General features: G+C 73.2%; 15 protein-coding genes. 6 read left to right on the forward strand and 9 right to left on the reverse strand.

Annotation, left to right across the window (positions count from 1 at the left end; translation table 11 throughout):
• Window positions 1-36: 36 nt before the first annotated feature.
• From ACFQ8C_RS25720 to ACFQ8C_RS25735, 4 genes are all read right to left on the reverse strand, one after another.
• The gene (locus tag ACFQ8C_RS25720; protein ID WP_383461717.1) at window positions 37-1,473 is read right to left on the reverse strand and encodes an MFS transporter; all 1,437 of its coding nucleotides are present in this window, start codon (window positions 1,471-1,473) and stop codon (window positions 37-39) included.
• Window positions 1,474-1,604: 131 nt separating this feature from the next.
• Window positions 1,605-2,090: a MarR family winged helix-turn-helix transcriptional regulator gene (locus tag ACFQ8C_RS25725; protein WP_383461719.1), complete on the reverse strand. Its 486-nt coding sequence runs from the start codon at window positions 2,088-2,090 to the stop codon at window positions 1,605-1,607.
• A 54-nt stretch (window positions 2,091-2,144) separates the two neighbouring features.
• Window positions 2,145-2,552, reverse strand: a complete 408-nt coding sequence (locus ACFQ8C_RS25730) for a VOC family protein (protein ID WP_383461721.1) — start codon at window positions 2,550-2,552, stop codon at window positions 2,145-2,147.
• Between the two features lie 10 nt (window positions 2,553-2,562).
• Window positions 2,563-2,982: a helix-turn-helix transcriptional regulator gene (locus tag ACFQ8C_RS25735; protein ID WP_383461741.1), complete on the reverse strand. Its 420-nt coding sequence runs from the start codon at window positions 2,980-2,982 to the stop codon at window positions 2,563-2,565.
• A gap of 93 nt (window positions 2,983-3,075) precedes the next feature.
• Here ACFQ8C_RS25735 and ACFQ8C_RS25740 point away from each other — a divergent pair, with 93 nt between their 5' ends.
• The 3 genes from ACFQ8C_RS25740 to ACFQ8C_RS25750 all read left to right on the forward strand — a co-directional run bounded on the left by ACFQ8C_RS25740 (window position 3,076) and on the right by ACFQ8C_RS25750 (window position 4,515).
• Complete coding sequence (locus ACFQ8C_RS25740; RefSeq protein WP_383461723.1) at window positions 3,076-3,450, forward strand: helix-turn-helix domain-containing protein; 375 nt, start codon at window positions 3,076-3,078, stop codon at window positions 3,448-3,450.
• Window positions 3,451-3,476: 26 nt separating this feature from the next.
• Window positions 3,477-4,070: a hypothetical protein gene (locus ACFQ8C_RS25745; protein ID WP_383461724.1), complete on the forward strand. Its 594-nt coding sequence runs from the start codon at window positions 3,477-3,479 to the stop codon at window positions 4,068-4,070.
• Between the two features lie 94 nt (window positions 4,071-4,164).
• The gene (locus tag ACFQ8C_RS25750) at window positions 4,165-4,515 is read left to right on the forward strand and encodes a DUF2516 family protein (protein WP_383461743.1); all 351 of its coding nucleotides are present in this window, start codon (window positions 4,165-4,167) and stop codon (window positions 4,513-4,515) included.
• Window positions 4,516-4,546: 31 nt separating this feature from the next.
• On the opposite strand, the gene ACFQ8C_RS25755 is transcribed toward ACFQ8C_RS25750, so the two are convergent.
• From ACFQ8C_RS25755 to ACFQ8C_RS25765, 3 genes are all read right to left on the reverse strand, one after another.
• Window positions 4,547-5,812 carry a PP2C family protein-serine/threonine phosphatase gene (locus tag ACFQ8C_RS25755; RefSeq protein WP_383461726.1) on the reverse strand — a complete coding sequence of 422 codons (1,266 nt, stop codon included), beginning with the start codon at window positions 5,810-5,812 and terminating at the stop codon, window positions 4,547-4,549.
• Window positions 5,813-6,098: 286 nt separating this feature from the next.
• Entirely contained in the window at window positions 6,099-7,157 is a 1,059-nt protein-coding gene (locus ACFQ8C_RS25760; protein WP_383461728.1) for a C40 family peptidase, read from the reverse strand.
• A gap of 291 nt (window positions 7,158-7,448) precedes the next feature.
• A complete protein-coding gene (locus ACFQ8C_RS25765) occupies window positions 7,449-8,249 on the reverse strand; it encodes a class I SAM-dependent methyltransferase (protein WP_383461730.1) in 801 nt (266 codons plus the stop codon).
• Between the two features lie 477 nt (window positions 8,250-8,726).
• Here ACFQ8C_RS25765 and mshA point away from each other — a divergent pair, with 477 nt between their 5' ends.
• The gene (mshA, locus tag ACFQ8C_RS25770) at window positions 8,727-10,097 is read left to right on the forward strand and encodes a D-inositol-3-phosphate glycosyltransferase (protein ID WP_383461731.1); all 1,371 of its coding nucleotides are present in this window, start codon (window positions 8,727-8,729) and stop codon (window positions 10,095-10,097) included.
• Window positions 10,090-10,647, forward strand: a complete 558-nt coding sequence (locus ACFQ8C_RS25775) for a YbjN domain-containing protein (RefSeq protein ID WP_383461733.1) — start codon at window positions 10,090-10,092, stop codon at window positions 10,645-10,647. Before mshA ends, ACFQ8C_RS25775 begins: the two co-directional genes overlap by 8 nt.
• On the opposite strand, the gene ACFQ8C_RS25780 is transcribed toward ACFQ8C_RS25775, so the two are convergent.
• Entirely contained in the window at window positions 10,574-11,899 is a 1,326-nt protein-coding gene (locus tag ACFQ8C_RS25780) for an MDR family MFS transporter (RefSeq protein WP_383461735.1), read from the reverse strand. The two genes, ACFQ8C_RS25775 and ACFQ8C_RS25780, sit on opposite strands and share 74 nt — an antisense overlap.
• A 126-nt stretch (window positions 11,900-12,025) precedes the next feature.
• On the opposite strand from ACFQ8C_RS25780, the gene ACFQ8C_RS25785 reads away from it, so the two are divergent.
• Complete coding sequence (locus ACFQ8C_RS25785; protein WP_383461737.1) at window positions 12,026-12,787, forward strand: phosphoglyceromutase; 762 nt, start codon at window positions 12,026-12,028, stop codon at window positions 12,785-12,787.
• Between the two features lie 115 nt (window positions 12,788-12,902).
• Here ACFQ8C_RS25785 and ACFQ8C_RS25790 read toward each other — a convergent pair whose 3' ends face one another.
• Window positions 12,903-13,280, reverse strand: a complete 378-nt coding sequence (locus tag ACFQ8C_RS25790; RefSeq protein WP_383461739.1) for a hypothetical protein — start codon at window positions 13,278-13,280, stop codon at window positions 12,903-12,905.
• Window positions 13,281-13,633 lie beyond the last annotated feature (353 nt).

Consider the following 13,633-nt stretch of genomic DNA (forward strand, 5'->3'; position numbering starts at 1 on the left):
GGCTGTCCGGCCGCGGGACGGCCGGGTGTTGATCCGTCAGGCGGCGGCGGTGGCCTCGGGCTTCACGGTGGCGGGCCGGGCCGGGGTCCTGCTGCGCAGGACGGTGGCGGCGACCGCGAGGGCGGCGATCAGCAGTCCGGTGCCGAGGGCGAAGGCGAGGCGGTAGCCGCCGGTCAGGGCCTCCGCGGTGCTCCGGCCGGCCGCGTCGAGCGCCTCGGTGCGGGCGGCGGCCAGGGTGGTGAGGACGGCGACGCCGAGCGCCATGCCGATCTGCTGGGTGGTGTTGAAGAGGCCGGAGGCGAGGCCCGCGTCGGCCTCGTCGGCGCCCGACATCCCGAGGGTGGTGAGGGCGGGCAGCGCCAGGCCGAAGCCGGCGGCGAGCAGCATCACGGGGAGCAGGTCGGTGGCGTACGAGGCGTGCACGGGGAGCCGGGTGAGCAGGCCGAGGACGCCGATCAGCAGGGTGATGCCGGTGAGCAGGACGGCGCGCTCGCCGAAGCGGGTGATGAGGCGGGCGGCGACGCCGAGCGAGACGGCGCCGATGACCAGGGCGGCGGGCAGCATGGCGAGGCCGGTGGCGGTGGCGCCGTACCCCTGGACCTTCTGGAGGTAGAGGGCGACCAGGACCTGGAAGGAGAAGAGGGCGGCGACCATCAGGAGCTGGACGAGGTTGGCGCCGGCGACGGCTCGGGAGCGGAGGACGCGGAGCGGCATCAGCGGGGTCGCGGCCCGGCGCTGGCGGAGCAGGAAGCCGGCGAGCAGGGCGAGGGCGAGGGCCCCGAGGCCGAGGGTGTGGGCGGAGCCGGCGCCGTGCTCCTCGATGCGTACGACCGCGTAGATGCCGGTCATCAGGCCCGCGGTGACCAGGAGCGCGCCGAGGGTGTCGGCGCCGGCGCGCAGTCCGAGGCCCCGGTCGGCGGGGAGGACGCGGGTGGCGAGGGCGATCGCGGCGGCGCCGATCGGCAGGTTGACGAAGAAGATCCAGTTCCAGGAGAGGGCGTCGGTGAGGAGCCCGCCGAGGACCTGGCCGAGGGAGGCGCCGGCGGCGCCGGTGAAGCTGAACACGGCGATGGCGCGGGCGCGTTCGCGTGGTTCGGTGAAGAGCGTGACGAGGATGCCGAGGCTGACGGCGGAGGACATCGCGCTGCCGGCGCCCTGGAGGAAGCGGGCGGCGATCAGGAGGGCGGGGGAGCCGGCGACGGCGGCGAGGAGGGAGGCGCCGGTGAAGACGGCGGTCCCGGCGAGGAACATCCGTCGGCGTCCGATCAGGTCGCCCAGCCGTCCGGCGAGGAGGAGGAGCGAGCCGAAGGCGATCAGGTAGGCGTTGACGACCCAGCTCAGTCCGGCGGGTCCGAAGCCGAGGTCGGCCTGGATGGCGGGCATCGCGACGGTGACGATGCTGCCGTCGAGGACGGTCATGAGCATGGCGCTGGCGAGCACGGTGAGCGCGAGGGTGCGGGTCTTGGCGTGCATGGGATCTCTCCTGTCCGTGGAGCGGCGCGGAGGCGCGTGGAGGCGACAGGAGAGACGCTAGCAGAAGGTTTTGTTGCAGACTATTTTTTACGGAACCTGATGTGGGGTAGGGGAGGGGTGTGGGGTGCGGCTCAGTTCTTCTGGCGGGCCCGGCGGGCCGTCGCCGGGCCCTCGACGGGGGTCTTCAGGTGGTCGTCGGCCAGCCGGCCGAGCGCGCGGACCAGTACCTCCCGCTCCTCGTCCGGGAGCGCGCCGAGGGCGCCCGCGTGGACGCCGTCCACGATCCGCCGGCTCTCCGCGGCGACCCGGGCGCCCGCCTCGGTGACCGCGATGATCCGCGCCCGCCGGTCCGTGCTCGACGGACGCCGCTCGGCGAGACCGGCCTTCTCCAGGGCGTCGACGGTGACGACCATCGTCGTCTTGTCCATGTCCCCGATCTCGGCGAGCTGCGCCTGGGTCCGCTCCTCCTCCAGGGCGTGGACGAGGACGCAGTGCATCCGGGCGGTGAGCCCGATCTCCGCCAGCTCCGCCGCCATGCGCGTGCGCAGGACGTGACTGGTGTGGTCCAGGAGGTAGGAGAGATCGGGCTCGCTGCGGCGGGGCGTCATGGAGGTCATGTCCACCAGGGTAGCGAGAAAGGATCCGTTCCGGATGGTCCGGAAGCGGAGGGGTTACGCCTGGGCGATCCGGATCATGTTGCCGGAGGGGTCGCGGAAGGCGCAGTCGCGGACGCCGTACGGCTGGTCCATGGGCTCCTGGAGCACGTCGGCGCCGGTCGCCCGGACCTGCTCGAAGGCCGCGTCGACGTCGGCGGTGCGGAGGTTGACCCCGCGCAGGAGGCCCTTGGCGAGGAGCTCGGCGACCGCCTTGCGGTCCTCGTCGCCGGCGTGGGGGTCGGCCAGCGGCGGTTCGAGGACGATCTCGACGTCCGGCTGGGCGGGCGACCCGAGGGTCACCCAGCGCATCCCCTCGAAGCCCACGTCCTTGCGGACCTCGAAGCCGAGCGCGTCGCGGTAGAAGCCGAGCGCGGCCTCGTGGTCGTCGGTGGCGATGAAGCACTGGTGCAGGTTGATGTCCATGCCCTCCACGCTAGGGAGCGGTGTCGAGCGGTGCTTCTCCGTTCCTGACCGGTCGCGAGGCCACCTTGGCGACGCAGGCGGGCAGGGCGGCGTCGGCCCCGTGCTCGCGGGCCCGGTACGCGCTCGGCGTCTCGCCGACCAACTGGGTGAAGCGCGTGCTGAACGAGCCCAGCGACGTACACCCCACCTCCATGCAGACGTCCGTCACCGACAGGTCCCCGCGCCGCAGCAGCGCCTTGGCGCGTTCGATGCGGCGGGTCATGAGGTAGCTGTACGGCGTCTCCCCGAAGGCGGTCCGGAAGCTCCGCGCGAAGTGCCCGGTCGACATCAGCGCCGTCTGCGCCAGGGCCGCCACGTCCAGCGGCAGCGCGTACTCGCGGTCCATCCGGTCACGGGCCCTGCGCAGGCGCCGGAGGTCGTCGAGGGGGATGCGCGTGTCGCGGGTCACGTCGACCACCGTACCGGGAACACTATTGCAAGCAGCTGCTTGCAATAGTTAGCAGCCGGTGGCAGGGTACGCAGCATGGCATCGCTCAACGTCGGCAATCTCGGCAGCCTCGGCGACTACCTGCGCGAGCAGCGGCGCACCGCGCAGCTCTCGCTGCGGCAGCTCGCGGACGCGGCCGGGGTGTCGAACCCGTACCTGAGCCAGATCGAGCGCGGACTGCGCAAGCCCAGTGCCGAGGTGCTCCAGCAGGTCGCCAAGGCGCTGCGGATCTCGGCCGAGACGCTCTACGTACGGGCCGGGATCCTCGACGAGAAGGAGCGGGAGGAGCTGGAGACGCGCGCCGTCATCCTGGCCGATCCCTCGATCAACGAGCGGCAGAAGCAGGTGCTGCTCCAGATCTACGAATCCTTCCGCAAGGAGAACGCGGCGGAGTCGGAAGCTTCCAGCTAGTACGCCCCACCGGGAGGACCACCAGCATGGCCATCATCGACGAACTGCGTACCCCCCTCTACTTCGCCGCCGGCACCGCCGACCTCGCCGTGCGCCAGGCCCGCAAGGTGCCCGCCCTGATCGAGCAGCTCGCCGCCGAGGCGCCCGGCCGGATCGAGGCCGTGCGGAAGACCGACCCCAAGGCCGTGCAGGAGAAGGTCCAGGAGAAGGTGCAGGCCACGGTCGTCGGGGTCGTCGGGGTCGTCGGCGGTCTCGACACGGACCTCAAGAAGCTGGGCGAGACCGCCCAGGACCTGGCCCTGCGGGGCGTCGGCGTGGCCGCCGAGTATGCGGTGAAGGCGCGCGAGAAGTACGAGGAGGTCGCCGCCCTGGGCGAGGAGTCCGTCCGTGCCTGGCGCGGCGAGACCGCCGAGCCGGCCACCGAGATCACGGTCGTGGTCGAGCCGGAGCCGGAGGCCGAGCCCGAGGCGCCGGCGGCCGAGGCGCCGGTCGCGGAGCCGGAGCCCGCGGCCGAGGCCGCGCCGACGGCCAAGCCCGCCGCCCGGAGGACGGCCACCCGCAAGGCCCCCGCCAGGAAGGCGGCGGCGAAGGCCGACGCCACGGTCGGCGAGGCCGAATAGCGGACCCGGGCACCATTCCTGGGGCCCGGAGCGTTGAAACGGGTACCTTGACCGCGAGGCGTAAATACCCCATGACCCCTAGGCGGTGTCCAGCATGCTGATGGACCGGTTCGACAACACCCTCAACCTGCTGATGTTCCTGGTCTTCACCGGCTTCGCCGTCGCCTCGTTCGTCATCGCGGCGATGGTCAGGGAGGACGCCTACCGGGCGGCGGACAAGCAGACGAAGAAGTTCTGGCTGATCCTCCTCGGGGTCAACCTCGCCCTGAACCTGCTCCTCCCCGGCCTCCTCTTCCTGCTCATCGCGGGCCTGATCGCCGCCATCGTCTTCATGGTGGACGTCCGTCCCGCCCTCAAGCAGGTCATGGGCGGCGGAGGCGGCGGGGGCCGGCGCGGCGGCTCCAGCAGCGACGGGCCGTACGGCCCCTACAACGGCGGCCGGTAGGACCGGCGGGACCCGGAGGCCCGGGGGGCTGTCACCCCCGGGCCTTCTCGCGTTCCAGCGCGAGGAGCGCCACGTCGTCCGTCAGCTCGCCGCCGTTGAGCGCCCGGGCCTCCGCCATCGCCGCTTCGAGGAGCGTCTCGCCGCGCAGACCGCCGGCCAGCTGCCGGTTGATCATGTCGACCATGCCGTCCTGGCCGAGCCGCGGCGAGCCGGGGCCGGCGGTCCGGCCCTCGATCAGACCGTCGGTGTAGAGCATCAGGCTCCACGCCCCGCCCAGCTCGACCTGCCGGCGCGGCCACCGGGCGCGCGGCAGCAGGCCCAGGGCCGGGCCCCCGTCCTCGTACGGCAGCAGACGGGCCGTGCCGCCCCGCTGGGCGACCAGCGGCGCCGGGTGGCCGGCCAGGCAGAGCCCGGCGCGGCGCCCGTCGGGCGCGATGTCGACCGTGCAGAGGGTCGCGAAGATCTCCTCGCTCTCCCGCTCGTGCTCCAGGACCTGCTGGAGGGTGGAGAGCAGCTCGTCCCCGCAGAGCCCGGCGAAGGTCAGGGCGCGCCAGGCGATCCGCAGCTCGACGCCGAGGGCGGCCTCGTCGGGGCCGTGGCCGCAGACGTCGCCGATCATGGCGTGGACGGTGCCGTCCGGGGTGCGGACGACGTCGTAGAAGTCGCCGCCGAGCAGCGCGCGGGACCGGCCGGGCCGGTAGCTGGCCGCGAAGCGGAGGTCGGAGCCCTCCAGGAGGGGGGTGGGCAGCAGACCGCGCTCCAGGCGGGCGTTCTCCTGGGCGCGCAGCCGGGACTCGGCCAGCTTCACCTTGGCGGCGTCGTTGCGCTTGCGCTCGACCGCGTACCGGATGGCGCGGCTCAGCAGCCGGCCGTCGAGCTCCTCGCGGAAGAGGTGGTCCTGGGCCCCGACCCGTACCGCCTCGGCGGCCAGCTCCGCGTCGGCGGAGGGGGCGAGGGCCAGGACGGCGTGCCGGGGCGCGAGGCGCAGGATGTGCCGGAGGGGGGCGAGCGGGTCCTCGTCGGCCGCGCCCCGGGGCACGGGCAGCGAGAGGTCGACGAGCACGCAGTGCACGTCGTCGGTGAGGAGCCGCTCGGCCTCGGTGAGGTTGCGGGCGGTACGGATCCGGATCCGGGTGCCCGAGGCGTCGGCGGCGTCGAGCAGTTCGGGTACGGCGAGGGCGCCCGCCGGGTCGTCCTCGACGACCAGGAGGGTGAGGTCGGTGCGGTCGCGGTCGGTTCCTGTGCCTGTGCCTGCGCCTGTGCCGGTTCCTGCGTCTGTGACAGCGGTGGCGTCCATGGTGGCGGTGTCGCCTTGCCCCGCGGCAGAGACGTTTCTCTGACGGGGTACGGATACGGGCATCGGTCCGGGTTTCCTTCCCTCCCCCGAGGGTGCGCCGGGCGCCGGGTGGCGTCCCGCCCGTCCGGGACCATAGCGGCAGTGCGGCGCCCGGCGGAATGGCGATCACTCCGCGGGCGGCCGGGTCTTCCTTGGCATATGCCGCGGAAGGGGAGGTAGTTGCGCCCCGGGCGGGCGCGGGCGGGCCCCGGACCCATGAGAAAGGTCACTCGGGGCCTGATGTGTGTCAGGTCGGGCGGACGATGCCGAGGATCTCCATCGAGCCGGCGCCCGCCACGGTCACGTTCCGGCCGGGCCGGGGGGCGTGGACCATCTTCCCGTCGCCGATGTACATGCCGATGTGGCTGGCGTCCTTGTAGTAGACGATCAGGTCGCCGGGAAGCATGTCCTTCGGCTGCACGCGGGGGAGGAGCCGCCACTGCTCCTGCGAGGTGCGCGGGATGCGCTTGCCGGCGGCCGCCCAGGCGGACTGGGTCAGGCCGGAGCAGTCGAAGGAGTCGGGGCCCTCGGCCCCCCACACGTACGGCTTGCCGACCTGCGCGAGGGCGGACTCGATCGCCTTGCGGCCCTCGGAGGTGGCCTCGGCGCTGAGTTCGTCCAGGATGCCGGAGTCCACCCACTTCGTCTGCGCCCGCTGCCGGGCCAGCTCCTCCAGGCGGCGCAGCCGCTCGCGCTCCTCGGCGGCGAGCTCGCTCTCCAGCTTCTTCGCGGCGGCGATCTTGTCGTTGATCTCCTTCTTCGCCGCGGCCTGCCGGACGCGGTCGGCCTCCAGCTTCGTCCAGTTGTCGCCGGCCTCCGTGGCGTAGGTGTTCAGCTCGGCCTGGGCGCGGGAGAGTTCGCCGACGAGGTCGGTGGTGGCCTTGGCGCCCTCGCGGAGCCGTCCCGCCGTGTCGAGGAAGAGCTGCGGGTCGCCGGTGAGGGCGAGCTGGGCGCTCTCGGGGATGCCGCCGGTGCGGTACTGGGCGCGGGCTGCGGCGCCGGCCTGGGCCTTGAGGGCGTCGATCCGCTCGCGGCCGCTCTCGATCATGCGGGCGAGCCGGACGATCTCGGCGGACTGCGTCTCGGTGCGCTCCTCGGCGAGGTTGTACGCGTCGGTGGCGGCGGCCGCCTGGCGGTAGAGGCCCTCGATCTCCGTACGGACCTCTTCGAGGGTCTTCTTCGGCGGGGGCGGCGGCAGCGGGGCCGCGGCGGCCTGGAGGGCGAGCGCCGGCGAGGCCAGGAGGGCCAGGGCGCAGGCCACGGTGACCGCGGCGGCGGCGTACGGACGTCGGCGTCGTCGGTTCACTGGCTCCCCCTCGTGGCCCGGGTGTACCCCCCTGGGCCACTTTCTGATTTACCGTCAGTAACTTGTGTGGTCCTGGCGATAGTGCCATGTGGAAACGGAAAACGACAGGCACCCCACCAGAGTGACGGTCGACAAGCCGATGACGTTCCCGGTGACGGCGGAGCGAAGAGGAGGGTGGGGCGGGCGTCGCGGCGCGGTGCGGCGCGGTGCGGCGCGGTGCGGCGCGGTGCGGTGCCGGGGCGTCGGGGTGTCGGGGTGTCGGGGTGTCGCCCCTCGGGGCCGTACGGCCGCCTAAGGGCGCGGCGCCAGCGCCTCCCAGCGCACCGTGACCTCGCCCTGGCGCCACCGCTTCGGGCCGTCCGTGACCGGCCAGTCCGCCGCCAGCTCGCGGACGGAGCGGATCCAGCGCTGCCGGGCGCCCAGGGAGGCGTACGGGGCGGCCGCCGCCCAGGCCCGGTCGAAGTCCCGCAGGAAGGCGTGCACCGGCTCGCCCGGCACGTTGCGGTGGATCAGCGCCTTCGGGAGGCGTTCGGCCAGGTCGGAGGGGCGGTCGAGGGAGCCGAGCCGGGTCGCGAGGGTGACCGTGCGCGGGCCGCCCCGGTCGAGCGCCACCCACACGTGCCGGCGCCCGATCTCGTCGCAGGTCCCCTCGACGAGCAGCCCGCCGGGCGCGAGCCGCCCGCAGAGCCGCTCCCACACGGCCGCGACCTGCTCCTCGTCGTACTGGCGCAGCACGTTCGCGGCCCGGATCAGCGCGGGCGCCCCCGGCACCGGCACCTCGAAGCCGCCGTGCACGAAGCGCAGCCCCTCGTGCCGCTCCTCGTACGGCTTCGCGGCCTCGACCCTGGCGGGCTCGATCTCGATCCCGTACAGCCGGGTGCGGGGCTCGGCGGTGCGCAGCCGCGCCAGCAGCTCCACGGCGGTCCAGGGGGCGGCTCCGTACCCGAGGTCGACGGCGACGGGCGGCTCGGGGGAGCGGCGCAGGGCGGGGCCGTGGACGGCGGCGATCCAGCGGTCCATGCGGCGCAGCCGGTTCGGGTTGGTGGTCCCGCGGGTCGGGGTGCCGACGGGGCGGGTGGTGCGCGGGGCCATGGCACGAGGATACGGAGGGGACGCGGAGGGCGGCGCGCGGCGGTCTCGGACGTGCCCCAGGAGGGGTCTTCGGCGTGCCCTCGGAGGGGCGGGTGCGCCCTCGGGGTGGTCTCGGGCGTGCCCCGGGGCGCCCCCCCCGGTGCGCCCTCGGAGGGATCCCGGGCGTGCCCCGAGGTGGCCCAGGTTGTGCCCTCGGGGGCAATCCCGGGTGTGCCCTCGGGGGGTTCCGGGCGTGCCCTGCGGTGGCCTCCGCCGCGCCTCGGGGGGATCTCGGGCGACCCCCCGAGGCCTCCCCCGGGGGGTCGCCCGTGGTCTCCGGCCCAACTCCGGCGGTCTTCCGCGTAATGAATTTGCAAAACGCCGGACGTGACGGAAATGAAAGATGTCGTTCCGGTGTTGTGCGGGGCGGAGGACGTGACCGCGCCCTCCGCCTGTCATGTGCGCACGCCAGGCCCCTCTCGCGGAAGGACCGCCGACGTGAGCCAGTACGTGTCCCGGTTCGCCGGCACCCGGCACCGGCACCCGGCAGCACCCTCCCGGCTCCGGCTGCCGGGCCGTCCCCGGTTCCCCCGCCGGGTGGCCATGCTCTCCGTGCACACCTCCCCGCTCCACCAGCCCGGCACCGGCGACGCGGGCGGCATGAACGTCTACATCGTCGAGCTCGCCAAGCGGCTCGCCGCCATCGACATCGAGGTCGAGATCTTCACCCGGGCCACCACCGGCGGGCTCCCCCCGGTGGTCGAGCTGGCGCCCGGCGTCCTGGTGCGGCACGTCGACGCCGGCCCGTACGAGGGGCTCGCCAAGGAGGAGCTGCCGGCCCAGCTCTGCGCCTTCACGCACGGCGTGATGCAGGCGTGGGCGGGCCACCGCCCCGGCCACTACGACCTGGTCCACTCGCACTACTGGCTCTCCGGCCACGTCGGCTGGCTCGCCGCCGAGCGGTGGGGCGTGCCGCTGGTCCACGCCATGCACACCATGGCCAAGGTGAAGAACGCCTCGCTCGCCGAGGGCGACACCCCCGAACCCGCCGCCCGGGTCATCGGCGAGACGCAGGTCGTCGCCGCCGCCGACCGGCTGATCGCCAACACCACCGAGGAGGCCGACGAGCTGGCCCGCTTCTACGAGGCGGACCCCGGCAAGATCGCGGTGGTCCACCCCGGGGTCAACCTCGACCGCTTCCGGCCCGCCGACGGCCGGGCCGCCGCCCGCGCCCGCCTCGGTCTGCCGCAGGACGCCTTCGTGCCGGTCTTCGCCGGCCGGATCCAGCCGCTCAAGGCCCCGGACGTGCTGCTGCGCGCCGCCGCCCTGATGGTCGACCGGGACCCCTCGCTGCGCTCCCGCATGGTGGTCCCGGTCGTCGGCGGCCCCAGCGGCAGCGGCCTCGCCAAGCCGGAGCAGCTGCAGAAGCTCGCCGCCCGGCTGGGCATCGCCGACCTGGTGTGCTTCCACCCGCCGGTGGGCCAGGAGCGGCTCGCGGACTGGTTCCGGGCCGCGTCGGTCCTCGTCATGCCCTCGTACAGCGAGTCCTTCGGGCTGGTCGCGATCGAGGCGCAGGCGGCCGGCACCCCGGTCGTCGCGGCCGCGGTGGGCGGTCTGCCCGTCGCCGTACGGGACGAGCGGACCGGCTTCCTGGTGCGGGGCCACGACCCCGCGGAGTACGCGCGGGTGCTGGATCGTTTCGCCGCCGACCCGGGACTCACCGTCCGGATGGGCGAGGCGGCGGCGCGGCACGCCGAGTCCTTCGGCTGGGACACGGCCGCGTCGGGCACCGCCGACGTGTACACGGCCGCCATGCACGACCACCGCCAGCAAGCGCACCACCGTCGCGTACGCTCCCACCATGGCTGACGCTCAGGACGCACGGCGGACCGACGCCCGGCGGATCGTCGAGGACACGCTCACCGAGGCCGAACTGGAGTGGGAGAGCACCGAGCCCGGCTCGTACGTGGTCAAACTCCCCGGCACCCGCAAGCTGTTCACCACGCTGTCGCTGCGGGTCGGCCGCCACTCCCTCTCCCTCAACGCCTTCGTCGTCCGCCACCCGGACGAGAACGAGGCCGGCGTCCACCGCTGGCTCCTCGAACGGAACCTCAGGCTGTACGGGGTGGGGTACGCGATCGACCGGCTCGGCGACATCTACCTCGCCGGCAAACTGCCGCTGGCCGCCGTCACGCCGGAGGAGCTGGACCGGCTGCTCGGCTCGGTCCTGGAGGCGGCGGACGGCGACTTCAACACGCTGCTCGAACTCGGCTTCGCGTCGGCCATCCGGCGGGAGTACGCCTGGCGGGTCTCCCGGGGCGAGCCGACGCGGAACCTCGACGCGTTCAGGAGCTTGACGCGGGCTCCTGCTCCGGCTTCCGCGGCGGCACCGGCTCCGGCTCCGCCGGAACGGGACTGACCGGGGCGGCGGCCGGGACCACCGCGGCCACCGGCTCCGCCTCGGCCAGCGCCCTGCGCAGCCGGAGGGTGTAGCCGACGGCGGCGAGGACGCCGATGCCGAAGGTGCCGGCCCACAGGACGTCCGAGCCGGGCCCGTCGACGATCGCGCCGGCCAGGATCGGCGCGACGAAACCGGCGACCGCCCACGACATGCCCATCACGCCCTGGTAGCGGCCGCGGGCGTGCTCCGGGGCGAGCCGGGCGGTGGCGGCGGCGTTCGTCGGCACGTGCACCATCTCGCCGACCGTCCACACGACGACGGTCGCGGCGAAGGCGACGGACGAGCCGGCCAGCGCGGTGGCGCCGGTGCCGACGGCGAAGAGCAGCGAGGAGACGGTCAGCAGGACGACCGGCGAACGCCGCTCGGTCACCTTGTTCACCAGCAGCTGGAACCCGACGATCACGATGCCGTTGACGGCGATCACCATGCCGTACGAGGACGGCGGCAGGCCCTGCCCGGCCATGGTCAGCGGCAGGCCGATCCAGGGCGCGGTGAAGACCACGCAGACCAGCAGGTTGAGCAGGACGAGGGTCCGGAAGGGCGCGTCGCGCAGCACGTCGAGCGTCGACACCCGCTCGTCGGCCGCCTTCTCCCCGTCCTTCGCCGCCGCCCGCTCCGGCCGGGTCTCCGGCAGCCGCAGGAAGACGATCACGGCGCAGAGGGTGGTGGCGACGGCGTCGACGAGGAAGAGGGTGCGGTAGCCGAGGAAGGCGGCGGCGCCGCCCGCGATGGAGGCGACGGCGAAGCCGAGGTTGAGCGCCCAGTAGTTGAGGGCGTAGGCGCGGCGCACGTCGTCGGCGGGGACCATGTCGGCGATCGTCGCGTTGATCGACGGCCGCACGGCCTGCATGGCCACACCCATCAGCAGCACGACCAGGGCCACGCCCCAGGCGCTGGTGACGAAGGCGAGCGCGGCGGCGCAGGCGGCGGCCGCCAGGTGCATGGTGACCATCGTGGGCCGGCGGCCCCAGCGGTCGGTCAGCACGCCGCCGAGCGGGGAGCCGGCGACACCGCCGAGACCGTGCAGGGCGACGACGAGACCGGCGAACCACGCGGAGTGCCCGAGCTCGGTCGTCAGGTAGAGGGAGAGGAAAGTGAGGACGAAGGCCCCGGTCCTGTTGACCAGGGTCGACAGCCAGAGCCACCAGAAGCCCTGCGGAAGGCCGGAGACGGTGGCTTGCGCCGATCGTCTGAGCGAAGCGATGGACATGTGTGGTGCGCCCCCTGCGTGCTGTAAGTCCCTCTGACGGCTCTCGAAACTTACGCATCTCGGCAGGCGGACGCCAGCGAATTGACGACGCGCGTCAATCGTCAGCGGTCCATTAGGCTCGTACGCATGGCCGACGCACCGTACAAGCTGATCCTCCTCCGCCACGGCGAGAGCGAGTGGAACGAGAAGAATCTGTTCACCGGATGGGTGGACGTGAACCTCACCGCGAAGGGTGAGAAGGAGGCGACGCGCGGCGGCGAGCTGCTCAAGGACGCCGGCCTGCTCCCCGACGTGCTGCACACCTCCCTCCAGAAGCGCGCCATCCGCACCGCGCAGCTCGCGCTCGAGTCCGCGGACCGCCACTGGATCCCCGTCCACCGCTCCTGGCGCCTGAACGAGCGTCACTACGGCGCCCTCCAGGGCAAGGACAAGGCCCAGACCCTCGCCGAGTTCGGCGAGGAGCAGTTCATGCTGTGGCGCCGCTCGTACGACACCCCGCCGCCGCCGCTCGCCGACGACAACGAGTACTCCCAGGCCGGCGACGCCCGCTACGCGACGATCCCGCCGGAGCTGCGCCCGCAGACCGAGTGCCTCAAGGACGTCGTCGAGCGCATGCTCCCGTACTGGTACGACGGCATCGTCCCGGACCTCCTCGCCGGCCGCACGGTCCTGGTCGCCGCCCACGGCAACAGCCTCCGCGCCCTGGTGAAGCACCTCGACGGCGTCTCCGACGCCGACATCGCGGGCCTCAACATCCCGACGGGCATCCCGCTCTCCTACGAGCTGGACGAGAACTTCAAGCCCCTCAACCCCGGCGGCACCTACCTCGACCCGGAGGCCGCCGCGGCCGCCATTGAGGCCGTCAAGAACCAGGGCAAGAAGAAGTAAGGAAAATGATCATGCCTCTGACCTGCGCACACGGCGCGGGTCGGGGGCATTTTCGCGCTCCGGGCCCACCCTGGGCCCTCGGCGCGGAGAGTCGTCCGCCCGAAGGGGCGTCCTTTCACGGCTTGTTCGGCTTCGCTGGTTCGGCGCGGAGCAGTTCCTCGGCGGAACAGTCCGCATCGGGGTCCTCCACCAGGCAGAGGCTGAGCCCTTGTGCGTCACGGCGGATCAGAGCGGACAAGAGGCACGAGGTCTCCGGATCGCCGAACGTCAGCGCGATGCGGTCACCGCTGGTGAACCGATCGTCGACAAAAGACATGCCGTCGTCGTCCGGCGTGCTGAAGAAGCTCCACCGCCCGGCTATCGCATCAGGGCATTGCGTGCCTCCCAGCAGGGCGCGCGTGAGGCCCTCTCCTGCCATTTCCCGGTGGGCTTCCAGTCGAAGGTGAGCGCCGGCCGCGTTGCCCCATGTGCCGGTGAGGGCTGCTTCGTCCACGCGAGCGGCGTCACCTCCGGCGTTCGCGCAGCCCGCACACGCCCAGGTGAACACGGCGGCCATCGCCGCCCATCGTCTCCCTGAGAAGGTCATCCGTCCCCCACCCGCGATCGACTGAACGCGTTCAGAATAGAGGGGGGGACGGGGACGCCCGCAAGGGCCACGGCGTCATCGCGGGATCTGCGGAACGGGCCCCGGGGTAGCCGTGCAGCGTCGCCCGATCGAAGGCGGGGCCACTGCGGCCTGTTCCTCCCCGACACCGCGTAGGCGTGGCCATGGCGGGCCCTCCAGACCCGGGGCAAGAAGAAAGTAGCCCCGCTCCACGAAGAAGCCCCCCGCCCGCGGGTCATCCG

The organism is Streptomyces sp. NPDC056503 (genome assembly GCF_042794995.1).
Taxonomy (GTDB): Bacteria; Actinomycetota; Actinomycetes; order Streptomycetales; family Streptomycetaceae; genus Streptomyces.